This window comes from Flavobacterium indicum GPTSA100-9 = DSM 17447 (assembly GCF_000455605.1).
GTDB lineage: Bacteria > Bacteroidota > Bacteroidia > Flavobacteriales > Flavobacteriaceae > Flavobacterium > Flavobacterium indicum.
Window position 1 is genome coordinate 2456883 of record NC_017025.1, and the last position, 25179, is coordinate 2482061.

General features: G+C 31.7%; 21 protein-coding genes and 1 tRNA gene. 4 read left to right on the forward strand and 18 right to left on the reverse strand.

The window, feature by feature from the left end:
- Window positions 1–57 precede the first annotated feature (57 nt).
- Both KQS_RS11395 and KQS_RS11400 read left to right on the forward strand, forming a co-directional pair.
- Entirely contained in the window at window positions 58–2868 is a 2811-nt protein-coding gene (locus tag KQS_RS11395; protein ID WP_014389334.1) for a sensor histidine kinase, read from the forward strand.
- Between the two features lie 88 nt (window positions 2869–2956).
- Window positions 2957–3703 carry a LytR/AlgR family response regulator transcription factor gene (locus KQS_RS11400; RefSeq protein WP_014389335.1) on the forward strand — a complete coding sequence of 249 codons (747 nt, stop codon included), beginning with the start codon at window positions 2957–2959 and terminating at the stop codon, window positions 3701–3703.
- A gap of 1 nt (window position 3704) precedes the next feature.
- Here the strand turns inward: KQS_RS11400 and KQS_RS11405 are convergent, their stop codons facing one another.
- The 17 genes from KQS_RS11405 to mraZ all read right to left on the reverse strand — a co-directional run bounded on the left by KQS_RS11405 (window position 3705) and on the right by mraZ (window position 21830).
- On the reverse strand, window positions 3705–4124 hold the full coding sequence (locus KQS_RS11405; RefSeq protein WP_014389336.1) for a CBS domain-containing protein: 420 nt from the start codon (window positions 4122–4124) through the stop codon (window positions 3705–3707).
- Window positions 4125–4397: 273 nt separating this feature from the next.
- On the reverse strand, window positions 4398–5252 hold the full coding sequence (locus KQS_RS11410) for a zinc-dependent peptidase (RefSeq protein ID WP_014389337.1): 855 nt from the start codon (window positions 5250–5252) through the stop codon (window positions 4398–4400).
- A gap of 13 nt (window positions 5253–5265) precedes the next feature.
- A tRNA-Arg gene (locus KQS_RS11415) sits at window positions 5266–5339 on the reverse strand.
- 78 nt (window positions 5340–5417) lie between these two features.
- Window positions 5418–5867 carry a GatB/YqeY domain-containing protein gene (locus KQS_RS11420; protein ID WP_014389338.1) on the reverse strand — a complete coding sequence of 150 codons (450 nt, stop codon included), beginning with the start codon at window positions 5865–5867 and terminating at the stop codon, window positions 5418–5420.
- A gap of 111 nt (window positions 5868–5978) precedes the next feature.
- Complete coding sequence (gene ftsZ, locus KQS_RS11425) at window positions 5979–7997, reverse strand: cell division protein FtsZ (RefSeq protein WP_014389339.1); 2019 nt, start codon at window positions 7995–7997, stop codon at window positions 5979–5981.
- 27 nt (window positions 7998–8024) lie between these two features.
- Window positions 8025–9419, reverse strand: coding sequence for a cell division protein FtsA (gene ftsA / locus KQS_RS11430; protein ID WP_014389340.1), 1395 nt, complete (start codon window positions 9417–9419; stop codon window positions 8025–8027).
- Window positions 9420–9431: 12 nt separating this feature from the next.
- The gene (locus KQS_RS11435) at window positions 9432–10154 is read right to left on the reverse strand and encodes a cell division protein FtsQ/DivIB (RefSeq protein ID WP_014389341.1); all 723 of its coding nucleotides are present in this window, start codon (window positions 10152–10154) and stop codon (window positions 9432–9434) included.
- Window positions 10141–11490 carry a UDP-N-acetylmuramate--L-alanine ligase gene (gene murC, locus KQS_RS11440; protein ID WP_014389342.1) on the reverse strand — a complete coding sequence of 450 codons (1350 nt, stop codon included), beginning with the start codon at window positions 11488–11490 and terminating at the stop codon, window positions 10141–10143. Before murC ends, KQS_RS11435 begins: the two co-directional genes overlap by 14 nt.
- A gap of 99 nt (window positions 11491–11589) precedes the next feature.
- Window positions 11590–12681, reverse strand: a complete 1092-nt coding sequence (murG, locus tag KQS_RS11445; protein WP_014389343.1) for an undecaprenyldiphospho-muramoylpentapeptide beta-N-acetylglucosaminyltransferase — start codon at window positions 12679–12681, stop codon at window positions 11590–11592.
- On the reverse strand, window positions 12681–14051 hold the full coding sequence (locus KQS_RS11450; RefSeq protein ID WP_014389344.1) for an FtsW/RodA/SpoVE family cell cycle protein: 1371 nt from the start codon (window positions 14049–14051) through the stop codon (window positions 12681–12683). The genes murG and KQS_RS11450 overlap by 1 nt, the downstream gene beginning before the upstream one ends.
- Before the next feature lie 13 nt (window positions 14052–14064).
- Window positions 14065–15399: a UDP-N-acetylmuramoyl-L-alanine--D-glutamate ligase gene (gene murD / locus KQS_RS11455; RefSeq protein ID WP_014389345.1), complete on the reverse strand. Its 1335-nt coding sequence runs from the start codon at window positions 15397–15399 to the stop codon at window positions 14065–14067.
- A gap of 1 nt (window position 15400) precedes the next feature.
- Window positions 15401–16621, reverse strand: a complete 1221-nt coding sequence (mraY, locus tag KQS_RS11460; protein WP_014389346.1) for a phospho-N-acetylmuramoyl-pentapeptide-transferase — start codon at window positions 16619–16621, stop codon at window positions 15401–15403.
- 35 nt (window positions 16622–16656) lie between these two features.
- Entirely contained in the window at window positions 16657–18120 is a 1464-nt protein-coding gene (locus tag KQS_RS11465; protein ID WP_041252307.1) for a UDP-N-acetylmuramoyl-L-alanyl-D-glutamate--2,6-diaminopimelate ligase, read from the reverse strand.
- A gap of 15 nt (window positions 18121–18135) precedes the next feature.
- On the reverse strand, window positions 18136–20121 hold the full coding sequence (locus tag KQS_RS11470) for a penicillin-binding protein (RefSeq protein ID WP_014389348.1): 1986 nt from the start codon (window positions 20119–20121) through the stop codon (window positions 18136–18138).
- On the reverse strand, window positions 20112–20471 hold the full coding sequence (locus KQS_RS11475) for an FtsL-like putative cell division protein (RefSeq protein ID WP_014389349.1): 360 nt from the start codon (window positions 20469–20471) through the stop codon (window positions 20112–20114). Before KQS_RS11475 ends, KQS_RS11470 begins: the two co-directional genes overlap by 10 nt.
- The gene (rsmH, locus tag KQS_RS11480; RefSeq protein WP_041252308.1) at window positions 20471–21367 is read right to left on the reverse strand and encodes a 16S rRNA (cytosine(1402)-N(4))-methyltransferase RsmH; all 897 of its coding nucleotides are present in this window, start codon (window positions 21365–21367) and stop codon (window positions 20471–20473) included. Before rsmH ends, KQS_RS11475 begins: the two co-directional genes overlap by 1 nt.
- On the reverse strand, window positions 21354–21830 hold the full coding sequence (gene mraZ, locus KQS_RS11485; RefSeq protein ID WP_014389351.1) for a division/cell wall cluster transcriptional repressor MraZ: 477 nt from the start codon (window positions 21828–21830) through the stop codon (window positions 21354–21356). The genes rsmH and mraZ overlap by 14 nt, the downstream gene beginning before the upstream one ends.
- A gap of 334 nt (window positions 21831–22164) precedes the next feature.
- On the opposite strand from mraZ, the gene KQS_RS11490 reads away from it, so the two are divergent.
- Window positions 22165–22920, forward strand: coding sequence for an alpha/beta fold hydrolase (locus tag KQS_RS11490; protein ID WP_014389352.1), 756 nt, complete (start codon window positions 22165–22167; stop codon window positions 22918–22920).
- Window positions 22921–22972: 52 nt separating this feature from the next.
- Window positions 22973–23590 carry a ribosome biogenesis GTP-binding protein YihA/YsxC gene (gene yihA, locus KQS_RS11495; RefSeq protein ID WP_014389353.1) on the forward strand — a complete coding sequence of 206 codons (618 nt, stop codon included), beginning with the start codon at window positions 22973–22975 and terminating at the stop codon, window positions 23588–23590.
- Window positions 23591–23627: 37 nt separating this feature from the next.
- Here yihA and gpmI read toward each other — a convergent pair whose 3' ends face one another.
- Window positions 23628–25148, reverse strand: coding sequence for a 2,3-bisphosphoglycerate-independent phosphoglycerate mutase (gpmI, locus tag KQS_RS11500; RefSeq protein WP_014389354.1), 1521 nt, complete (start codon window positions 25146–25148; stop codon window positions 23628–23630).
- Window positions 25149–25179 lie beyond the last annotated feature (31 nt).

Consider the following 25179-nt stretch of genomic DNA (forward strand, 5'->3'; position numbering starts at 1 on the left):
TGAGTGAAAATATTTTTTGAATTCAATATTATTAATTCCTTTGCAAAAACTTCTAAATTGAAAAATAAACTTTTATATTTTTTATTATCTCTATGGGCTTTAACAGCAAATAGTCAAACTATTTTTTATGACCAATTAGACCTAAAAAGTGGTTTGCCATCATCTGTTGTTTATGATATTTTTCAAGATTCAAAAGGCTTTATTTGGATTGCAACAGACGAAGGATTACTAAAATACAACGGTTATAATTTTAAAACTTATTCACATCCCGATTTACATGCTAAATCGGGTTCTAATATTAAGGAAGATGTATTAGGTAGAATTTGGTACCAAACTTTTGATGGTTTTTTATTTTTTGTTGACAACAAAGACCAAATGCAAACATTTACTCAAAAAAACAATATTGGCTTTGTAAATTTTGTTATTACCAAAGAATATTTGATTAAAACCACTTGGGATGGTATTGAGGTTCGAAACATAAAAACATTAAAAATTAAAAAAGAAATTAAGATCCCAAAAATACAAACTAGTTTTTTAGAGGTTTCTGAAAACAAAATCATTTTAGGCAATACTGAAACTAAGGTAATTTCATTAGAAAATTGGAAAAGTGAAAAAATAAAAAATGAACCCTTAAAAAAGGCTACTAAACTTTTAACTTATCAATACCAAAACCATTTATATTTTTTAACTCAAGAATCAAATTCCAAATGTAGACTTTATAAGTTTTCAAAAAATGAATTAATCCCAATTGCAAAAATTGATAACACTAAAAATATTCAAAACTTTGAAATCGTAGACAATACCATTTGGATATGTACAAAAAAAGGTGCTCATGCATTTACCTTTACAGGCAGAGAACTATCATTTACTTCCAAACTCCCTTCAGAAGATATTTCTAAAGTATTCAAAGATTATAATAATGTATATTGGTTTACTTCATTATCTAAAGGAATTTTCATTATTAAAAACTTTAACTCTTGGGAACTGCAACTGGCTAATGAAAAATTCAACGCAATTACTTCTGATAAAAATAATTTATATGTAAGCTCAAGTTCTGGTAAAATTTACCAATTAGATTCAGAATTAAATCACAAAATCTATTGGAAAAATGAAGATTTACATCCTGTATATTACCTTGACTTTAATACAGATTCTAAGTATAATTTCTTCTCTGCAAATGGTTTTTATATCTTACAAAAAACGAACAAAAAAGTCACTCATTTTAATAGCGCAGTGAAACAAATAATTCCATTTAAACCTAATTTATTTCTAACCACTGGAACAGGCTTTGTAAATAGCATTTCAACAAATCCAACTATTCAATGGAAAGACAACATTTTAACTAACATTCGAGGAAAATCAATTGTTTATAATAGTAAAAATAATCGCATTTTAACAGCAACAAATAATGGTTTATTTTCAATACAAAATGGAGAAAATCACGAACTAAGTTATAGAAACAAACCTTTGTTTATAAAATCACTAATTACTGAAAATAAGAGAACTATTGCTCTTAGTAATCAAGGCGAACTGTTTGAAATAAAAGAAAAATCTATTGAGAAAATAAAAAGTAATCGTCTATTTACACATTTAAAAAAGGACTTAAACGAGACACTACTTGTTGATAAAAACAACGTGTTTCGTTTAGAAAAAAACAAAATAATTAAACTTTTTTCAGTTGGAAAATTTTTAAAAATTAAAGATTTAATCTCATTTAATTCTAATTATTTCATTATAACTGAAGACAAAATTATTAGAATTAACAAAGAGAAAAATAATAAAAATTCATTCAAAAAACCAAATTTATTTATAGAAAATATTTTAGTCAATGGCAAAATCAAATCGATTAACAAAACTAAACTAGATGCTAATGAAAATGACATTCAAATTAACTTTAATTTATTAAATTTTGACTTTGACAGTGATTATCAGTTAGTATATAAAATTAATGGTGCATTAAAAAACGTAACTAATTTTTCAACCATAAAACTAGTAGCATTAGCACCAGAAAACTATTTTATCGAAGTTGGAATACAAGATAAAAACACTTCTAAAACTGAATTCATTCAAACTATTTCATTTGAGATTTTACCCCCTCTTTGGAAACGCTCTTGGTTTATATTAACTTCAATTTTTCTATTATTATGTTTAATCTTTATAATTTATAAATGGAAAATCAGACAAATTAAAGCAAAAAATGAAAAAGCCATTGAAAAATTAACTTTAGAGAATAATTTAAAAGAGTCTCGATTGCAATTAATTAAATCGCAAATGAATCCACATTTCTTTTTTAATGCAATAAACAATATACAATCGTATATTTTTACAAACGAAACCAAAGAAGCTTCCGTTTATTTAACAAAATTCTCAAAATTAACTCGAAAAATTCTTGAATTTTCAGATGTAAATTCCATTTCATTAAAGGATGAAATTGCTTCATTGCAACTGTACTTAGAACTACAACAAATGCGATTTAAAGACTTGAAATTTGAAATTAAGTGTAATAGTACTACCAATATTGACAATATTAAAATTCCAACGATGCTTATCCAGCCTTATGTTGAAAACGCAATTCTTCATGGCTTATCCCATAGTAATAAAGATAAAAAACTAGAAATAAAATTTGAGGGGGAATTTACTAACCTATTAACTGTAACCATTTATGACAACGGAATAGGAAGAATAAAATCTGCCGAACTTAATCAGCTTAACACATCGAAACCAAAATCTTTTGCAACCAAAGCCAATTTAGAACGAATTATGCTACTCAACAAAGATCAGTATCAAATTGATGTGAATTATGAAGATTTATATGATGAATTTTCGGAAAGTTGTGGAACTAAAGTAACTATTAAAATAAAATTGTAATGAAATGCCCATTAATTAATATTGCAAACCCACTCCAAACGAACAAAATGGGCAATACATTTTCCTTAAATTTAAATATTTTAAACAGATGAAAGCCATTATCATAGAAGACGAAAAAAGAGCTCAAATATATTTACAAGGTGTACTAGAACAAGTAGCTCCTGAAATAAATGTAGTAGCCGTTTGTGATGATTTGCCATCAGGTGTAATTGCTATTAGAAAAAATAAACCTGATTTAGTATTTTTAGATATTGAAATGCCAAAGTACAATGGATTGGAAATTGTCAACTTTTTTGGTAAAAATGAAATCGAATTTTCTATTGTTTTCACAACGGCTTACAATCAATATGCAATTCAAGCTTTCAAAACCGCTGCTTTAGATTATTTATTAAAACCAATTGATCCAGAAGAATTAAAAGAAACCATAGAGCGTTACAAGCAAAAAAATAAGATACAGCAATATGAGCAATTAGTTTTACTAAATGAAAGTTTGACAAAAGAGACAAAAATTGCTATTCCCGACGGCAATAATTTACAACTAATCTCATCTGAAGAAATTATGTATCTAAAAGCAGACAGTAATTACACACAGATCTTCTTAGAGAACGGGAAAAAACACATAACGAGTAGAATTCTAAAAAACTTTGAAGACACATTGAAAGATTACAAACAATTCTTCAGATGTCATAAATCATACATCGTAAATACAACATTTATTGAATGTTATAGTAAATCAGATGGAGGAACAATAATCCTTAAAAACAAACAAGAAATTCCTGTCTCACCTGAAAAATCTGAAGAATTGTTATCTTATTTTACTAAAATTGAAAGATAATTTAATATTGCTCTAATAAATATTTAATTAAATCAGTTGTTGTCACAATACCCACTAACAAATCTCCTTTACAAACGGGTAAAGCATGAAATTCTCGTGTTGCCAAAATTTCTGCAGCTTCTTTAATTGTAGTCTCAGGAGACACAGAAATCAAATTTTTACTCATAACTTGTTCTACACTAAACATATTATAAACAGTTGAATCTATAATAGTATCATCTTCATCCACAGCATCAGCAAAGGAAATTCGCAGCAAATCTGTGTAGCTCAACATACCTACAATTTTATTACTATTCACTACGGGAATATGTCGGATATGATTCTTTTTAAATAAAGTTTCAGCTTTAGTTAACGTATCTGTAATATTCAACTTAATGATACTTGTCGTCATTATCGTTGAAACGGGAACTTGTTGTTTCATAACTACTTATTTTTAAAGTACTATAAAGCTACAACAATTTTAAATGATTAATAATGACTTTTATCATCAAAATAAAATTATCAAGTTGTAATAAGTATGTATTTTCGGGTGTATAATTTGTATCTTTTCGGTTCTACATAACTTATTTCCCGATGTTAAAACTATCTTTCATGATGCAGTATTTAGAGTATACTAATCATAGAATATTGATGGTATTCTTTTTTGTTGATAGTTACACAGAAAAATCGACTTAAACTTTCTACTTTAGTAGTTTTACGCGAAATACTTTTCATTATAATTAATCATGTGACTAATTTTAGTATAGATATAAGGAAAATTTGTTTTTAAATCTTCTGGAGATTCAAAAAAATGTTCTAATAATACTGCAACAAACTCAAATTGATTTTCAAAAGCATAATCTCTAATTATACCAGAATCAATTAATTTGTCTTTTAATTTAGTATTAGCAAGCGCTCTAAAAATATTCTCTAGTGATTCTCTAAATAACACATTATTCGTTTTATCACTTTTTAAGGCTTTAATATGTAATGCATGTGTAAATTCATGAAGTCCTAAATTCAAATTATCATTTTTTATATGGATTCCTTCATAAAAATGCTTCCAAGAAAATATTATAGCATTTAATTTGGGGTTGAATTCTCCTTTATGGTACTCCTGAGTATCTTCAGAGAAATAAATATCAGGATGAATATAAATAGTCTTAAAAAGTGGATTTAAATAATCGCGTAAGCCAAAAGTTAGCATAACATGAGTTCCTGCAATCAATAGTTTCATTTCATCTGTAATGACTAACGAAAGACTTTCAAACTTTATTTTATCTATAAATGTATAAACCCGATGATTAAAATAGCTTTTATATTTAGGTTTTAATTTTCTGTAGTAGGAAAAATGATCATATAGAATTTTTTGATGAATTGGGCTCATCTTTCTTGTTGAAGTATGAGCAAAAACAAATAATGGCTTTTTATATTTTCTCAGATAAATTATTTCAAAAACATAAAATCCAAAATATCCTACCATTAAAAATAAAGGTAAGCTACACAAAACCATTCCAATATAATCTGCAAATACTAATTCATATTTTTCTGCAATGGTTTGCTCTTTCATATAATTAAATTTGTGACTTCGAAGGGAGTCGAACCCCCAACCGCTGGAGCCGAAATCCAGTGCTCTATCCAATTGAGCTACGAAGCCTTGTATAGTTTTTTATAAAAATAGAAAAGCGATATGTTTAGTATTATACTTCTCACTTTTCTATTTTTATTTTTCAATTTATGCTAAAAGTTTTTTAACAATCGTTGAAATCGTTTTTCCATCTGTTTGTCCTGCTAATTCTTTAGAAGCTAAGCCCATTACTTGACCCATAGCCCCCATACCTGCAAATCCATTAGCGGCAATAATTTTAGCCACTACAGCTTCAACTTCTGCTTCTGATAATTGAGCGGGTAAGAATTTTTCAATCACTGCAACTTGTGCTAATTCAGGCTCTGCTAAGTCAGCACGTCCTTGTTCATTATAAATTGCAGCACTATCTTTTCTTTGTTTAACTAAACGTTGTAACATTTTAATTTCGTCATCTGCAGATAATTCATCGCCTGCACCTGCTTCTGTTTTAGCTAAAATAATAGCCGATTTTATTGCTCTTAAAGCTTCTAATGCAACGGTATCTTTTGCTTTCATGGCTTCTTTCATATGATCCATGATATTTTTTTCTAAACTCATTATATTTTGTATTAGTGTTTAAAACCCTTTTTTTTCTGTATGCGAAAATAATAAAAAACCCGTCTAGTTTTGATAACCAAACGGGAATTCTTAAGAAATATTTTTTTGAAATTAATCTACATTATCATGTAAGAACGAATTATTAGAACGTAATTGAACATCGTCATTACTATCTAGACCTAATGATAATCTTGATTGATTATTTTGATTAGGAATACTGGTTACATCTAATCCTTGACGTTTAAAAGCTGGTTCTTTCTCTAACTCATCAATACGTCCTGGATTGTTGAATTTATAATTAAAATCTTTTAATTTTCTTTTTCTTTCTTCAGCTCTTGCTCTTAGTGTATCTTCAATTGACATTTCTAAAGGCGATGCTTCAAAATTCACATTCGAATCAGCAACTGCTGTTTGTCTTACAGTAAAATTTAATTCTTCTTCTATTGGTTCAATTACTGGTTGAACTTCTGCTACTGGTTTAGCTACTACATCAATTTCCTCTTCTAAAGTATATCGAATAACGCCATTTTGATTCATTTCAGTAACAGGCATTACTTGTACTGGCTCATTCACTTTCATTTCTTTCACTTCATTTGACAAGTCAAAAACAATAGTGTTTTGTGTTGGTGCTTCAGCTTTTGTTTCAAATAAATCTAAAGAAAAATTAAATTCATCTTTAGCTACAACAAACTCTGGTTCAACCACTTCAATTTCTCTAACTTGTGAAGAGATTATTTCAAACTCTTGCGTAATTGGCTGAATAGTTTCAACTACTGGTGAAGCAATTGGAGCTACTGTTTGTTCAAAAACAGGTTTAGGTTGTTCAGCAATTGGGGAAACGATTTCAAAAAAAACATCCAAATTTTTGATATAATCAGTAGTTGGAATTAAATCGGAAACAGGTTCTTGAATTGCCTGTGGTTTTTCAACCTCAAAAGTATTTAAATCAAAAACAACTCTTTCTTCTTTTACCTCTAGCTGATCAAAATTTGCTTCAGGATTTACTGGCTGAGAAATTGGTTCATTAACAGACACCGCTGGAGCAACAGCTTGTGGTGTTAAATTATGAACTACTTTTTGTTCACCTTCTAAAGTATGTATAATCTTTTTTGGTTCAGCATTAACAATTTCGATTTGTTGATCTGTATTAAAACCCGTTGCAATAACCGTTACATTGATTGCATCAGCATCTGAGATATTTTCATCTTCACCAGCACCCATAATGATGTTTGCATTATACCCTGCTTCTGATTGAATATACTCATTAATCTCGTTCATTTCATCAAATGTAATTTCATTTGTACCAAAAGTGATAAGCAACAATACATTTTTAGCACCTGCAATTTTATTATCATTTAATAATGGAGAGTCTAATGCTGTTTCGATAGCTACACGCGCTCTATCTGGACCCGATGCAGTTGCAGAACCCATAATAGCTGTACCGCTTTCTCTCAATACTGTTTCAGCATCTTTTAAATCGATATTTAATGTTAGGTGTTTTGTAATAACTTCTGCAATACCTTTTGATGCAGTAGCTAACACTTCATCTGCTTTAGCAAAACCAGATTTGAAACCTAAATTTCCATAAATTTCTCTTAACTTATTATTGTTAATAACAATTAATGAGTCAACCTGTTTTCTCAAGCGTTCAACACCTTGCATGGCTTGTTCTATCCTTACTTTTCCTTCAAATTGGAATGGAATAGTAACAATACCTACGGTTAATATACCTCTTTCTTTTGCTAATTGAGCAATTACTGGAGCTGCACCTGTTCCTGTTCCACCACCCATTCCAGCAGTAATGAAAACCATTTTAGTATTAGCATCCAACATTTTTTCAATTTCTTCAATGCTTTCCAAGGCAGCTTGATGTCCAACTTCTGGTTTTGCACCTGCTCCTAAACCTTCTGTTAAGCTTACACCTAATTGAATTTTATTAGGCACAGGACTACTTTGTAATGCCTGAGAATCCGTATTACAAACCACGAAATCTACACCAATAATTCCTTGTCTAAACATGTGATTAATGGCATTACTACCACCACCACCTACTCCTATAACTTTGATTACATTTGATTGGTTTTTAGGCAAATCAAACATAATGTTTCCAAATTCGTTGTTGCTCTCCATATATTTGGTTTTTTTTATAGTTATAAATTACTCTGCGTTATCTAAAAATTCTTTTATTTTACCTAAAAGATTATTAAAATCATATCTTCTTTTAGGAGTTTCAGGCTCTGCTTTTTCTTGTTTCACCTGAGTTTCTTTTGGTTGCACTACTACATCTTCCACTTCATTTTTAATAGGTTCTTCGTAGTGAGGTACAACTGGTGGAGTTACCACAATTGGTTCTTCTCGCTTCATTTCTACGAATGGAGTGGCACTGTTTAAGTTATTACGTAAACTTTCCATTACCAATCCGACAGATGTTGCATACAGAGGACTAGACAATTCTTCGTCTGAATTACCCGCTAAATGCTCGTTTGGATAACCAATTCTAGTATCCATTCCTGTGATGTATTCCACTAATTGCTTAATGTGTTTTAATTGAGAACCACCCCCTGTTAAAACGATACCAGCAATTAATTTTTTCTTTGGTTCTTCGTGACCATATTGCTTAATTTCAGCATAAACTTGTTCTACAATTTCTACGACTCTTGCATGGATAATTTTAGACAAGTTTTTCAAAGAAATTTCTTTCGGTTCACGTCCTCTCAATCCAGGAATTGAAACAATTTCATTGTCTTTATTTTCACCTGGCCAAGCAGAACCAAAACGTGTTTTTAATAATTCCGCTTGTTTTTCAATGATTGAACAACCTTCTTTGATATCATCCGTAATTACATTCCCTCCAAAAGGAATTACCGCAGTATGACGGATGATTCCATCTTTAAAAATAGCTAAATCTGTTGTACCCCCACCTATATCGATAAGTGCTACTCCAGCTTCTTTTTCTTCTTGACTCAATACTGCATCTGAAGACGCTAATGGCTCTAACGTTAAGCCTGTTAATTCAAGACCAGCGCTTTTTACACATCTTCCTAAATTACGAATAGATGCCGCTTGTCCAACCACAATATGAAAGCTTGATTCTACTCTTCCTCCATACATTCCCACCGGCTCTTTAATTTCGGCTTGACCATCAATTTTGAACTCCTGCGGCAATGCGTGTATAATTTCTTCACCAGGTAACATGGCTAAATTCTGCACCTGAGAAGTTAATTGTTCAATATCATAATCCCCGATTACTTCATCTGCATTTTTTCTAATGATGTAATCATGGTGTTGAATACTTCTTATGTGTTGCCCAGCAATTCCAACTACTACATCGTTGATTTTATAGCCCGAATTATTTTCTGCTTCGGCAACTGCTTGTTGAATAGATTGAATTGTTTGAGTAATGTTGTTAACCACTCCACGGTGCACACCTAAACTTTTAGATTTACCAACACCTAGAATTTCTAACTTACCATACTCATTTTTCTTGCCGATCATGGCTACAATTTTTGTTGTACCAATATCTAATCCTACTGCAATACTTTCTTTATTCATATTCCTATTCTTTTACTTAGCACACACAACTTGTTGTGTGAACATTAAATTTATTGATTTGTATTTGTCTAAAAGTGTATCTCTTGAAGCAAATTGATAAAATGCTTTGTAATTTTTGAACTTTTTTTCTATCAAGATTGGTTTTCCAAACAGAATTTCAAAATCATGTTCTCGGGTCAACATTTTCAGACCGCCATCTTTTAAGATTTCAATTGCAATAATATTTTTCTTCAAAAAATCATCTTTATTTATTTCGTTCAATGTACCAACAAAACCCTTTTTAAATTCATCTTTAATGATTCCTTTCACAAGAGGCACTCGCGCAGAATACACATTAGACAATTCAAAAACGCTTCCGTTTTTATCTACATAAAAATTTCGGTTATTGTTAACAATTCGAGCAATTGGGGACTTTTGCTTTACTTTAGTTATTAACATTCCGTCTTCAGAAGTAAAAACTTCTGCATCATCAATAAATGGATGGTTTTCCAACACACTTTCCAAATCTTTCAAATCTACTTGTTCTTTTTCAATTGTAGAAGCATGTTTTAAATTTTGTATTAACAAGTTATTAACCATCTCATGTGTTAAAAACATTTTGTTATCCCCCTGAAATTCAACTTCAATTTTAGTTATTTTTCGCTTTTCATTACGGTTAATTGCGAAGGAGTACAAAAACACCATCACAAAAACCATCAACAAAAGGCGAATATTTTGCCACTTAAACCTTTTCATTTAAAAGCTTTTTTATGTCTTTAACCATCTCTCCTATATCCCCAGCACCTATTGTAACAAACACCTCTGCATCTGAATTTTTGAAATAATCCATCAACTCATTTTTTGTTAACAATTGCTTTTTAGAATTTTCAATTTTACCCAACAACCAAGCTGAATTAACCCCTTCCATTGGCAATTCTCTAGCAGGGTATATTTCTAACAAAACTATTTCATCGAATTGAGACAAACTTTGCGCAAATCCATCGATAAAATCTTTTGTTCTACTAAACAAATGCGGTTGAAAAGCAGCTACAATTTTTTTATTAGGATACAATTCTCTTACCGCTTGATGTACGGCATTAATTTCCGTTGGATGATGTGCATAATCATCAATATAAACTAATTTTTCTTCTCTAATTTGGAATGAAAAACGACGACGAACCCCTTTGAAACTTGCTAAAGCATTACTAATTTTTTCATTTTCAACACCATACGATTTTGCCATTGCTAAAGCTAATAATGCATTGGTTAAATTATGATGACCTGGTAATCCAAACTTTATATTTTCAATTGTTTCCGATGGTGTCTTTACATCAAATACATAAAATCCATTTTCAATTCGGATATTTTGTGCAATATAATCAGCCCCAACAGTAACCGCTACAGTATTCCCTTCTAAAGGCAAGCCTTTCACAACAAACAAATCTTTCGCCGGTACTTTTTCTGCAAATTCTCTAAATGTAGCTTCTATCGCTGCTGCATCGCCATAAATATCAAGATGATCCGCATCCATTGAAGTTATACAAGACAAATTGGGATGTAAATGCAAAAATGAACGATCGAACTCATCGGCTTCAACTACGGTTACCGTTTTACCTGAACCAATTAAGTTAGAATTATAATTCTCTACAATTCCACCTAAAAAAGCAGTAACATCCACACCACTTTGAAACAAAATATGTCCTAAAATACTCGACGTCGTGGTTTTACCGTGGGTTCCTGCAACTGCAAAACAAAACGTATCTTTCGTAATAATCCCTAAAACTTCTGCACGTTTTTTTACCGTAAATCCATTGGATAAAAAGTAATTCCATTCCGTGTGATCTTTAGGTACAGCCGGTGTTACAACAACCAAAGTGTTTTCCGGATTTTTATAGATTTCATCAATCAAAGTACAATCGTCTTGAAAATGGATTTGCATACCATTTTCAATTAATTCATCGGTTAATTGTGTTTCTGTTTTATCATATCCAGCCACATTTTTTCCGATGAATTGAAAATAGCGCGCTAATGCACTCATTCCGATTCCTCCGATTCCGATAAAATAAACGTTCTGTATTTGATTTAAATTCATTTTTCAAATTCAATTATAAGTCCAAAATCAATTTTAAACTTTTGTTATTTACTTTTTTTTATTGAGCCTGCTCTTAAAATTGAACTTGCTCTTGAACTATTATTTAATCAATTTTTTAATTTCTTCAACTATTGTTTTTGTTGCATTAGGCAAGGCCAATTTTTTAATATTTTGACTCAATTCAATTTGTTTGGCTGCATTCGAAATCAAATCTGAAAAAACCGTTTCAAATTGCCCCTCTAAATCACTTTCCTTAATTAACAAGGCGCCATTTTTATCCACAATAGCTTTTGCATTTTTTGTTTGATGATCTTCTGCCACATTAGGTGAAGGAATAAAAATAGTTGGTTTACCTACAATACATAATTCCGACACTGATGACGCTCCCGATCTTGAAATTACAACATCTGCCGCTGCATACACCAAATCCATTCTATCAATAAAAGCTAAAACTTGAACGTTTTCTCTAGAATTGTATTTTTCATAATCATTAAAATACAATTTCCCACATTGCCATATGATTTGAATGTTTTGACTCAAAAGAAAATCCAATTCTTTCTCAATTAATTGATTTATTCTTCTAGCCCCCAAACTTCCTCCTAAAACCAACAACGTTTTTTTAGATGCAACTAGATTAAAATAAGTTAGTGCTTCTGCTTTTTTTGTACCTACTTCAATTAAATCTTGTCGAACAGGATTTCCCGTCAACATCATTTTCTCTTTTGGAAAAAAACGTTCTAAATTTTCATAGGCTACACATATTTTATTTGCTTTTTTAGCCAATAACTTATTTGTAATTCCAGGAAACGAATTTTGCTCTTGAATTACTGTTGGAATCCCTAACATAGAGGCAACTTTTAACACTGCCCCACTGGCAAACCCACCTGTTCCAATAACTACATCTGGTTTAAATCTTTTCACAATTCGAAAAGACTTAAGCAAACTAGATGCCAATTTTACAGGAAATAACGCATTCTGAAAAGTCAATTTTCTTTGCAAACCTGCAATCCAAAGACCCTCAATAGAATACCCTGCTTGTGGTACTTTTTGCATTTCCATTTTATCCTGTGCACCCACAAATAAAAATTCAGCATCAGGGAATTGTGCTTTCAATTCGTTTGCAATGGCAACTGCAGGATAAATATGTCCGCCTGTACCTCCTCCACTTATGATAAATCTTGGTTTTTTCATTATTTTTTATTTAATACGGCATTCATAGGGTTTTGCCCATTCACCAAACTATCGCCTTCTGCATTCATCTCTTCTTTTAAAGATTCCCTAATTGAATACTTCATTTCATTTATTTTCTCTTGATTCGCATTTGCCTCTTCATTAAACTCTTCCTCATTCATCACTGCAACTTCTTTTTCAATTAATCGTTGTAAGGCTTCTTCTCTTTGTTGTTGCTCTTTTAAGTCGGCAGCAATCTCATCATCCTTTTTCGTTACACTTAAAATAATTCCTAAAGACAAGCATGTCATCCATATTGAAGTTCCTCCACTACTGATTAAGGGTAAAGGCTGACCAGTAACTGGTAACAATTCTACAGCAACACCCATATTTATGAAGGCTTGAAAAATAATTGGAAAACCCAGACCAACAATCAGCAATCGACCAAACAAACTTGGCGCTTTATTTGAACGAATTAAAAACCTAAAAAACAAAATCAGATAGATAAAAATTAAACTAAATCCACCTAATAATCCATATTCTTCTACAATAATAGCATAAATAAAATCGGAAGAAGATTGAGGTAAAAAGTTTTTCTGCACACTTTTCCCTGGACCTAAACCGTATATTTTACCGGATGCAATTGCAATTTTTGATTTCTCAATTTGGTAATCGTCTTCATCAGGTTTTTCAGTTGTAAAATTTTCGATACGACTCACCCAAGTATTCACACGACTAAACAATTTATTCGTCGGAAATGCTTTTGCTAATAAAAAGAAAAGCAGCAAGCCTGCTACAGCCATAGCAAAAATATAGCCTAAATATTTTAAAGGATAATGCCCAACAAAAACCAGCATACAAACCATGGCAAAAATAAGCGCCGTAGTTGAAAAGTTTGAAGGCAATATAAATATCAAAACTGCCCCAACAGGAATCCATAATTTAATAAAAGATTCCTGAAAAGTATACTCCGTGTCTTTAATCTTGGCCAGCGTTCTTGCCACATATACCATTAACACTATGAAGGCAAAAGTAGACGTTTGAAAAGACATTCCTATAAACGGAATTTCAATCCATCGACTGGCGTTTGCTCCGCCAATTGTTTTTCCTTGCAATAACGTATAAGCCAATAAACCAACCACTACTGGCAAACCCAATACAGCAAATTTTTTAAATTTTTCATAATGCATTTTATGCACTACCCAAGCAATACAAAGTCCAATTCCTAAATGAACAAAATGTTTAAGCAGATACCCTAAAGTAGAACCTTTACCTATAGTATAGACCAAATTTGTACTGGCACTATATACAGGTAAAAACGAGGCAATAGCCAATAAGAATATCATGGCCCAAATCGTTTTGTCTCCTCTAAGAAATTGTAACTTTTCCATTGTATATGCTCAACTATAATTTTTGAACCGCTAATTTAAACTGACGTCCTCTATCTTCGTAATTTTCAAATAAATCAAAACTTGCACAAGCAGGTGACAATAAAACCGTATCGCCTTTTTCTGCTATTTTATTCGCAATTTTCACTGCTTCTTCCATAGAAGTGGTTTCCACTAAAACTTCAACTACATTTTCAAATTTTTCCACCAATTTTTTGTTATCTACTCCTAAACAAACAATACCTTTTACTTTTTCTCTAACCAAGGGCATTAATTCATCATAATCATTTCCTTTATCCACACCGCCTACAATCCAAACCGTTGGAGTGGTCATACTATCAAGAGCAAAGAAAGTTGCATTCACATTAGTTGCCTTTGAATCGTTTATATATTGCACATTTTGAATTTTCAATACTTTTTCCAATCTATGTTCTGCTCCTTGAAAATTAGTTAAACTTTCTCTTATCGTTTCTTTTCTGATTTTCATTAATTGAGCTATTGTTGTAGCCGCCATAGCGTTTTTAACGTTATGTTTTCCTTCAAGTGCCAATTTATTAATTGCCATAGTAAAATTATCTTGGTTTAGGTTGATATTTATATTGTTATCTTTGTCGATACTTCCTCCAAATTCCAACTCTTTAGCTACAGAGAAAGGAATAATTTGTGCTTTTGTTGAATTATTTTTTAACCAGTGCCCAATTGCTTCATCATCAGCATCCACAATTAAAAAATCGTTTTCTGTCTGGTTCATGGTAATTCTAAATTTTGAAGCGATATACAAACTATAATCATAATTATATCGATCCAAATGATCCGGACTAATGTTAGTGATTACGGCAATATGAGGCTTATAATTTATGATGCCGTCCAATTGAAAACTACTCAATTCAAGCACATACGCTTCATGTTTATTTTCGGCCACTTGCCAAGCAAAACTTTTACCAATATTTCCTGCTAAGCCAACATTCAATCCGCCTTGTTTTAACAAATGGTAAGTTAAAAGCGTAGTCGTCGTTTTACCATTACTTCCTGTAATTCCAATTGTAATTGCATCTGTAAACGGCGCTGCAAATTCAATTTCAGAAATAACCGAAATTCCTTTTTCTCTTAATTGTTTTACAATGGGTGATTTATCTGGAATACCTGGGCTTTTCATGACCACATCCGCATTTAGAATTAAATCTTCAGTATGTTGTTTTTCTTCCCAAGGAATTTGATTGATGGACAACACTTCCTTGTAATTTTCTTTAATTTTTCCAAAGTCAGACACAAAAACATCGTATCCTTTTTTCTTACCGAGAATAGCAGTACCTACGCCGCTTTCTCCTCCTCCTAAAACTACTAATCGCATATTATCTTAGTTTTAATGAAACAAGTGAGAAAATAGCCAATAGAATTGCAACAATCCAAAAACGGGTTACTATCTTACTCTCATGATAGCCTTTCTTTTGGTAATGATGGTGTAAAGGAGACATCAAGAAAATACGTCTTCCTTCTCCGAATTTCTTTTTAGTATATTTAAAATAGCTGACTTGTAAAACCACTGATAAATTCTCTGCTAGGAAAATTCCACACAAAACAGGAATCATTAATTCTTTTCGCACGGCTATAGCAATTACTGCGATGATTCCACCAATTGTTAAACTCCCCGTATCCCCCATAAATACGGTAGCCGGATACGTATTATACCACAAGAAACCAATTAAAGCACCTACGAATGCAGAAATATAAACGGTCATTTCCCCCGAATTTGGAATATACATGATATTCAAATAATTAGAGAAAATAATATTCCCAGAAATGAAAGCAAAAATTCCTAATGTCAATACTGAAATCGCAGAAGTACCAGCGGCTAAACCATCAATTCCATCCGTTAAATTCGCTCCATTAGAAACAGCAGTAATGATAAAAATCACCATTGGAATAAAAATCAACCACGCATAATTTTCATAACCATCTCCCATGAAAGATAAAATTTCGGCATAATCAAACGTATTATCTTTTAAAAACGGGATTGTTGTTTCGGTTGATTTAATTTCGGGTGAAGTAGATTTGATAACACTATGAATACCTTGTTTAGTCACCGTAACATCCTCTTTAATGGTAACACTTGGATGAAAATACAGTACTGTTCCAACAATTAAACCCAAACCAACTTGGCCTATTACCTTAAAAATACCTTTTAATCCTTCTTTATCTTTTTTGAATACTTTAATATAATCATCCAAAAAACCAATTAACCCCATCCAAACTGTGGTTATCAATAACAAAATAATATAAATGTTGTCTAATTTGGCAAGTAATAAAACCGGAATTAATGTAGATAAAATAATGATAATTCCACCCATTGTTGGGGTACCTGCTTTTTGAACTTGTCCTTCTAGGCCTAATTCACGTACTGTTTCACCAACTTGTTGCTTTCTAAGGAAATTGATTATTTTTTTACCATAAATTGTTGATATTAACAACGATAAAATAATAGCCAATCCTGATCGAAAAGTAATATACTGAAACACTCCCGCTCCAGGAAAATCGAAGGTTTGATCTAAGTATTTAAAAATATAGTACAACATAATTACTTTGGGTTTATAGTTTAATTTGGTTTGTTTTATTTTCCTAATTGACGCATTAACTCTTTAGCAATTTGCATATCATCAAAATCATGTCGAACCCCATTAATTTCTTGATAGGTTTCATGACCTTTTCCGGCAATTAAAATAATATCGCCCGAATGTGCCATTTGACATGCTGTTTTTATTGCTTGTTTGCGATCTAAAATTGAAATTGTTTTTTTAAAATTTTGAGCTTCCACCCCAGCTTCCATTTCTTCTAAAATCACTTGAGGATCTTCTGTTCTTGGATTATCAGAAGTAAAAATGGCTTTATCACTTAAAGAAGAAGCACAGTTTGCCATAATGGGTCTCTTGGTTTTATCACGATCTCCACCACAACCTACAACAGTGATTAACTGTTCATTTTTGGTTCGGATGTCGGCAATTGTGTTCAACACATTTTCCAATGCATCTGGCGTATGCGCATAATCAATAATTACCGTTACATTTGAATCGGAAATAAAGTATTGAAATCTACCCGAAACACTTTCCAACTCCGACAACAAACGAAGCGCTTCTTGACTTTCAATACCTAATTCTACTGCAACACCATAAATAGCCAATACATTATAAGCATTAAACGATCCAATTAATTTTACCCAAACTTCTTCATTATTCACTTTCAACAACAAACCTGAAAGTTGGTTTTCAAGTATTTGTGCTTTGTATTCTGCATAAGTTTTTAAGGCATAGGTACGTTTTCTTGCAGCTGTATTTTGTAACATTACCACTCCATTTTTATCATCAACATTGGTCAAGGCAAAAGCGGTTTTAGGCAATTGATCGAAGAAAGATTTTTTTACATCTCTGTATTCTGCGAACGTGTTATGATAGTCTAAATGATCGTGAGATAAATTAGTAAACACACCACCTTCAAAATGCAAGGATTCCGTTCTTTTTTGGTGAATTCCATGAGAACTCACTTCCATAAAACAAAATTCGCACCCTACTTCAACCATTTCATTTAAATAATGATTAATAGTTAAAGAATCTGGCGTAGTATGTGTAGCTTTGTGTTCATTGGTGTCAACCATAATTTTTACTGTTGACAGCAAGCCTACTTTATATCCTGCTTTTTTAAACATTTGATACAACAAAGAAGCAATGGTTGTTTTTCCATTAGTTCCGGTTACCCCAACTAACTTTAATTTTTGAGAAGGATTATCATAAAAATTGGCCGCTAAAAAAGACAACGCCTGATTAGAACTTTCGACTTGTACATAAGTGATTCCTTCAACAAATGCTGCTGGAAAAGCTTCACATATAATTGCTTTTGCACCTAAAGAAATTGCTTTATCAATATATTCATGTCCGTCTGAAAGCGTTCCTTTAATAGCAACAAAAACATCATTTTTTGTCACTTTTCTTGAATCAAATTCAATTTTCTTTACATTCACATCGGTTGAACCATGAACTGCTTCAATATGAACTTTGTATAAAATATCTTTTAATTTTTTCATTTTCATCCTTGTTTATTAAGACAATTCTAATGTGATGACTTGATTTTTTTTGAAACCAGTACCCGGTTCTATTGATTGAGACTTCACTTTTCCAATTCCCTTAATTTTTACTTTTAATCCCATATTTTCTAACAATGACACGGCATCCATTCCAGCCATTCCTTTTACATTTGGAATTGTATTGGTGTTCCCTTGTGATTTTTTGTAATATTCTGCGTAATTAACTTCTTGTTTTTGGCTTTTTATCTTAACCGTTTTAAACTTATTGGTAGAAGGCACATCGGTAAATATTTTTTGAGCAATTCTTTTGAATACTGGTCCAGCAACATCTGCACCATAATAACCAGCTGCTACATTTGGTTTATGCACAACTACAATACAAGAATATTTAGGTTGGTCTGCCGGAAAATATCCCACAAAAGAAGAAGCATAATACATTTTTCCATCGCCTTTATGATAATCTACTTGAGCTGTTCCTGTTTTTCCTGCCATTGAAAAGTCTTTTGAATACAAACTCTTTCCTGTACCTCTCTTTACTACATTACCTAAAACTTCTTTTACCTTTTTCAAGGTTTCATCAGAACATATCTTAGGATTAATTACTTCAGTTTCAAATTTTTTAATGCTTTTATTCCATTCTTTAATTTCCTTTACAAAAATGGGTTTTATCATTTTACCATTATTTGCTACAGCATTATATAAGGCTAATGTTTGTAACGGTGTAATTGATACTCCATACCCAAATGCCATCCATGGTAAAGTTGTTCCATACCAATTTGAAGCTCCAGGTTGCGGAATTACAGGCGTCCCTTCTCCTTTTAACTGAATTCCTAATGGTTTATTTAATCCGTAACTATTAATTCTGTTAACAAATTCACTTGGATTGTTTTTATAATTTTGATAAACGGCTTGTACTAAAACTGTATTAGAAGAAACTTCAAATCCACGTGCTAATGATATTTTACCGTATCCACCTGTATGCGAATCTTTTACTTTTCTATTATGTATGGTAATTACTCCTCCATTTGAATCATATACTTTACTAGTATCAATTTTTTTATCATCCAACAAAGCAATTAGATCAATTAACTTAAAAGTTGATCCTGGTTCATGAGATTCAGCCACCGCATAATTATAGATTTCAGAGTACACACTATCTCTAACTTTTCCTAAATTAGCAATAGCTTTAACCTCTCCCGTTTTAGTTTCCATAACTACAACACAACCGTGATCCGCATTGTAATATTGCAATTGTTTTAACAAGGCATGATGGGCAATATCTTGAATATAAACATCAATTGTGGAATAAATATCATAACCATCTTGTGGTTCTAGTTCATTGGTATCATGAATTGGTTTCCATTGATTTTTTGCAATTTTTTGCATCATTCTATGACCACTTTTACCACTAATATATTCAGAGAACGTATATTCTAAACCTTTTTTTGCAATGACCGTATTATAACCAATGGTTCGCGCAGCGATAGAACCCACAGGTAATTTTCGCACCGTTTCTTGTTCTGTTATAATCCCCCCTTTAAAAGGTCCCAATTTAAATAGTGGAAAACCTTTTACTTTCATATAATCTGTAAAACTCAATTTTTTAGCTACCAAATAATACCTGTTTTTAGTAGCTCTTGCTTTTCGTAATTCCGATTGAAAAAAACCAGAAGGTTTGTTTAATAATACAGAGAGAGAGTCCGATAAAGATTGGATATATTTTTCAAAATTTTCATCCGATGGCGAAATGGCATCGAAACGAATGGTATATTCTGGAACCGAAGTAGCTAATAAACTTCCATCAGCAGAATAGATATTTCCTCTATTGGCAGGGATTTCAAAATTTTTAACCGTACGTTGTTTGGCTAATTCGCGGTAATACTTACCTTCAACCCACTGAATATTAAATAGTTTTACAGATACAGCAATAGAAATGATTATCACAGCTGCTGCTACTGTAAATAATCTATAAGAGTTTGTATTTTCTTTTTTTACTCCCATATTTTTAACTTCTCTATAAAACTTTTTTCTTTTGGTTTAAGTATTACTATTTTTTTTGGTGGGACAGAAGAAGGATAAATCTGTCGAGCTTCCATTTTTTTTGAAATGGTGGATTCCATTTTTAATTTCATTAATTCCGACCGAGTATCTACAAATTTTGATCGCAATTCTTTTACTTCATTTGTTAGCTTAGTTATTCGATAATTTTTTTCATCATAATTATGATTAAAAGCAATCATCAACATAGCTAACGTAAACAAAAACAATATAAACTTCCATGTTTTTAAAGCATCGTCCTCAATTAAAAACTTTGCTTTTAACAAACTGTATATGCTATTTTCTCCGCTCATTATATTTTTTCAGCAATTCTTAATTTGGCACTTCTCGCTCTATTATTTCTTGCAATTTCTTCGTCGGATGGAACTATTAATTTACCTATCGATTTAAAAGGCACTTGAAAATTTCCAAAAAAATCGCGCTCTGGTTCTCCTTCAAACATTCCATTTCTAATAAATCTTTTTACCAATCTATCTTCCAACGAGTGATACGATATCAAACTAATTCTTCCGCCTGAATCAAGAAGTTCTTCGGTTTGTTCCAAAAACTCTTTCAATACTTCAATTTCTTGATTGACTTCAATTCGAATCGCTTGATAAATTTGAGCTAAAATTTTATTGCTTTTGTGCGCTGGTAAAAATTTGGCTAAGACTTGCTTTAATTGTTCTGTATTTTTTATTGGCTTTTCTTTGCGATAATTTACTATGACATTTGCCATTGCACCTCCGTTTTTTAATTCGCCAAAATCAACAAAAACACGTTTTAATTCTTTTTCCTCATATTCATTAACCACTTCATAAGCAGACAAGGCATCTTTTTGATTCATACGCATATCTAAAGCTGCATCAAATCGAGTTGAAAACCCTCTATCTGCTTCATCAAATTGATGCGAAGAAACCCCAAAATCTCCCAAAATTCCATCTACTTTTTTAATTCCATGAAATCTTAAAAAGCGTTTGATATACCTAAAATTTTCACCAATTAAAGTAAATCGTTGGTCGTCTAAAACATTTCTTAAAGCATCTTCATCTTGATCAAAAGCAAATAATTTTCCATTTGGCCCCAATCGTCTTAAAATTTCTTTAGAATGACCTCCGCCACCAAAAGTCACATCCACATAAACACCATCGGGTTTAATATTTAAACCATCAACCGTTTCATGCAACAATACCGGATTATGATATTCCATTTCCATCTTCGTCATCGTTTTGATTACCCATTACTTCCTCAGCCAAATCAGCAAAATCTATCATTGCGCTGTCTAACGCAGTTTCATACAAGTTTTTATCCCAAATTTCTATAATGTTTACTGCAGAAGACAACACAATGTCTTTTTCAATTTTTGAAAACACAATTAAATCTTTTGGTATTAACAACCTTCCTGTTCCATCAATCTCCACCATTTTTACCCCCGCTGTAAATGCACGAATAAAGTCGTTATTCTTTTTTACAAAACGGTTGAGCTTATTAATCTTCTGCATCATTTTATTCCACTCCTGCATTGGATACAACTCTAAACAAGGCTGAAACACAGAACGTTTCAACACAAACCCCTCCTCAAGATTGCCCAATTGCTTCTTGAGAGGCGCTGGCAACATTAATCTGCCTTTTGCATCTGCTTTACATTCGTATGTTCCTAAAAAAGAGTTCAAACCTTAATTTAAATTTATATGTTACAAATTTAGAAATTATTTACCACTTTCTACCACAAAATACCACTTTGTTAATAAGTTTTTCCACTTTTACCACCACAAACAAGATTACATTAGTGAAATACATAAAAAAACAAGGGCTTTACGAATTTTTATTTAATTTTTGAACTACAATAAAAACAGCAAAAATTGCCCAATAAACACAAAAGTTGTTGAAAACTAAAGCGTTATACAATATGTTTTTTAGCAAAAAGTTTCTTTCTTAATATGGTAAATATGTTTCAATAAATCTTATATTTGCCTATAATAGAAATATTGTAGACGATAAAGAATTATGTTAAAAACAGAAAAAAAATACACTTATTTTGAAGCCGGAGAAGGAACACCTATTATTGTTTTACATGGTTTAATGGGCGGATTAAGTAATTTTGATGGAGTAGCCACTTATTTTCCAAAAAATGGTTATAAAGTTGTTATTCCTGAACTACCTTTATATACACAAAGTATTTTAAAAACCAATGTAAAAGCTTTTGCTAAATTTGTAAAAGACTTTGTGATTTTTAAAAAATTTGAGCGTGTAATTTTATTAGGCAATTCATTAGGTGGACATATTTCATTATATTTTGCAAAACAATATCCTGAATTAGTTAAAGGTTTGGTTATCACAGGAAGTTCTGGTTTATACGAAAGCGGAATGGGTGAAAGCTATCCAAAACGTGGTGATTACGAATACATTAAAAAGAAAAGCGAAGACGTATTTTATGACCCTAAAGTTGCTACCAAAGAAATTGTAGATGAAGTATTTGCTACAGTTAATGATCGAATAAAATTATTAAAAACATTAACTATTGCCAAAAGTGCCATTCGTCATAATATGGCAAAAGATTTACCTAAAATGCACACACAAACGTGTATTATTTGGGGGAAACAAGATAAAGTTACTCCACCAGAAGTAGCGGAGGAATTCAATAAATTATTACCTAATTCAAGTTTATATTGGATAGACAAATGTGGCCATGCCGCCATGATGGAACATCCGGATGAGTTTAATGTATTATTACATAATTGGTTAAAAGAAAAGAATTTATAATAGTTTAAAAGTCATTCTTTAGAGTGGCTTTTTTATTTTTAAAACAGAGACAATGAAAGTAAATACCGCAGAGTTTGTAATCAGTAATTCGGATGCCAGTAAGTGTCCAAAAGATCCGATTCCAGAATACGCATTTATTGGTCGATCTAATGTTGGAAAATCATCATTAATTAATATGTTGACTGGGCACAAAAGCTTAGCAAAAACCTCAGCCAGACCCGGTAAAACGCAATTAATCAATCATTTTTTAATTAATAAAAATTGGTTTTTAGTAGATTTACCTGGATACGGTTATGCACGAGTTTCTAAATCGACCAAAGCTACCTTTCAAAAATTCATTACTGATTATTTTGAAACTAGAGCGCAATTGGTTTGTGCATTTGTTTTAATTGACAGCCGTCTTGAACCTCAAAAAATAGACGTGGAGTTTATCAATTATTTAGGAGAAAGTGGGATTCCGTTTTGCATGATTTTTACAAAAGCAGATAAATTAGGCAAAACTCAAGTGCAAAAAAATGTAGCGGCTTACAAAAAACATTTATTAGCGAATGATTGGGAAGAAATACCACAATATTTTGTAACCTCATCAGCAGATGGTACAGGAAGAGAAGAAATTTTAAAATATATTGGAGCTGTAAATGACGAGATCAACAGCGGAAGCCAATTTTAAAAAAAGCCTATCTTTTGATAGGCTTTTTTATTCTATATTATAGCAAAGAATGTTGCGTCATTACCTTAGGTTGTTGAATACCCATTAAATCTAAAATAGTTGGTGCAATATCACCTAACACCCCATTATTAATTTTTAAATTAGCCTCATTACTCACCAATAGTACCGGCACTGGATTTGTTGTATGAGCAGTATTTGGCGAACCATCTGGATTAATCATTGTTTCACAATTTCCATGATCTGCAATTACTATAGTAACATAATCTTTTGCTAAAGCTGTTTGAATAATTTCTTTCACACAAACATCTACCGCTTCACATGCTTTTATTGCGGCATCCATTACACCCGTGTGACCAACCATATCGCCATTTGCAAAATTTAGACACACAAAATCAACTTCCCCTTTTTCAATTTCTGGCACTAAAGCCTCTTTTAATTCAAAAGCACTCATTTCTGGCTTTAAATCATACGTTGCGACTTTGGGTGAATTTTTTAATATTCTAGTTTCGCCTTCAAATGGCTCTTCTCTTCCACCCGAAAAGAAAAATGTTACATGAGGGTATTTTTCGGTCTCTGCAATTCGAATTTGTTTTTTTCCAGCATTGGCAATTACTTCACCTAATGTTTCTGTAATATTATCTTTATCGTAAATAACGTGTACATTTTGATAGGTTTCATCATAATTAGTCATGGTTACATAATACAAATTCAATTTATGCATATTTTGTTCATGAAAATCTTGTTGCGACAGTGCTTCTGTTAATTCCCGACCTCTATCTGTTCTAAAATTAAAAAAGACCACCACATCTCCTTCATTTATTGTAGCAATAGGTTTGTCTGTGGCATCAATTTTTACTAACGGTTTAATAAACTCATCCGTTATGTTTTCATCATAACTCGATTGAATACTAGCAATTAAATCATGAGTTGGCTCCCCTTTCCCATTAACGATAAGGTCATACGCCAGTTTTACACGTTCCCAACGTTTATCTCTATCCATTGCATAATAACGACCTATAACCGAAGCTATTTTTGCAGGCTTATCTTCTAGATAGTGCTCTAAATCTGCTATGTATTTTTTACCCGATTTTGGATCTACGTCCCTTCCGTCAGTAAAGGCGTGGACAAACATATTTGTTACTCCATTTTCCTGCGCTGCCTCAATTAAACCTCTTAAATGAGAAGTGTGAGAATGCACGCCACCATCTGATAACAATCCTAAAAAATGAATGGGTTTAGCATTAATTTTTGCATACTCAAAAGCATCTAACAAAGGTTTTTCTTGGCTCATAGTATGATTTTGAACTGCAAGGTTAATTTTAGCCAAATCTTGGTATACAATTCTACCCGCACCCAAATTCATATGTCCTACTTCAGAATTACCCATTTGCCCTTCTGGTAAACCCACATGAAGTCCGTCTGTTCTTAATTCAGCATTAGGATATTTTTCATATAACGAATCAATAAAAGGAGTGTTAGCATTATCTATTGCAGAAACTTTAGGATCAGGAGAATGTCCCCAACCATCTAAAATCATCAAAATAACTTTCTTATTCATTATTGTATTATTTGACAACGAAAGTACTATT

Bases quoted from the DNA above. Each gene is read 5' to 3' on its own strand.
- KQS_RS11405 (WP_014389336.1), bottom strand. From the start codon at position 4,124: ATGAAACAACAAGTTCCCGTTTCAACGATAATGACGACAAGTATCATT.
- murD (WP_014389345.1), bottom strand. From the start codon at position 15,399: ATGCGATTAGTAGTTTTAGGAGGAGGAGAAAGCGGCGTAGGTACTGCT.
- murC (WP_014389342.1), bottom strand. From the start codon at position 11,490: ATGAATTTAAATCAAATACAGAACGTTTATTTTATCGGAATCGGAGGA.
- rsmH (WP_041252308.1), bottom strand. From the start codon at position 21,367: ATGGAATATCATAATCCGGTATTGTTGCATGAAACGGTTGATGGTTTA.
- ftsZ (WP_014389339.1), bottom strand. From the start codon at position 7,997: ATGGAGAGCAACAACGAATTTGGAAACATTATGTTTGATTTGCCTAAA.
- KQS_RS11475 (WP_014389349.1), bottom strand. From the start codon at position 20,471: ATGAGCGGAGAAAATAGCATATACAGTTTGTTAAAAGCAAAGTTTTTA.
- yihA (WP_014389353.1), top strand. From the start codon at position 22,973: ATGAAAGTAAATACCGCAGAGTTTGTAATCAGTAATTCGGATGCCAGT.
- ftsA (WP_014389340.1), bottom strand. From the start codon at position 9,419: ATGAATAAAGAAAGTATTGCAGTAGGATTAGATATTGGTACAACAAAA.
- KQS_RS11410 (WP_014389337.1), bottom strand. From the start codon at position 5,252: ATGAAAGAGCAAACCATTGCAGAAAAATATGAATTAGTATTTGCAGAT.
- KQS_RS11465 (WP_041252307.1), bottom strand. From the start codon at position 18,120: ATGAAAAAATTAAAAGATATTTTATACAAAGTTCATATTGAAGCAGTT.
- murG (WP_014389343.1), bottom strand. From the start codon at position 12,681: ATGAAAAAACCAAGATTTATCATAAGTGGAGGAGGTACAGGCGGACAT.
- gpmI (WP_014389354.1), bottom strand. From the start codon at position 25,148: ATGAATAAGAAAGTTATTTTGATGATTTTAGATGGTTGGGGACATTCT.
- KQS_RS11470 (WP_014389348.1), bottom strand. From the start codon at position 20,121: ATGGGAGTAAAAAAAGAAAATACAAACTCTTATAGATTATTTACAGTA.
- KQS_RS11435 (WP_014389341.1), bottom strand. From the start codon at position 10,154: ATGAAAAGGTTTAAGTGGCAAAATATTCGCCTTTTGTTGATGGTTTTT.
- mraY (WP_014389346.1), bottom strand. From the start codon at position 16,621: ATGTTGTACTATATTTTTAAATACTTAGATCAAACCTTCGATTTTCCT.
- KQS_RS11490 (WP_014389352.1), top strand. From the start codon at position 22,165: ATGTTAAAAACAGAAAAAAAATACACTTATTTTGAAGCCGGAGAAGGA.
- KQS_RS11420 (WP_014389338.1), bottom strand. From the start codon at position 5,867: ATGAGTTTAGAAAAAAATATCATGGATCATATGAAAGAAGCCATGAAA.
- KQS_RS11400 (WP_014389335.1), top strand. From the start codon at position 2,957: ATGAAAGCCATTATCATAGAAGACGAAAAAAGAGCTCAAATATATTTA.
- KQS_RS11450 (WP_014389344.1), bottom strand. From the start codon at position 14,051: ATGGAAAAGTTACAATTTCTTAGAGGAGACAAAACGATTTGGGCCATG.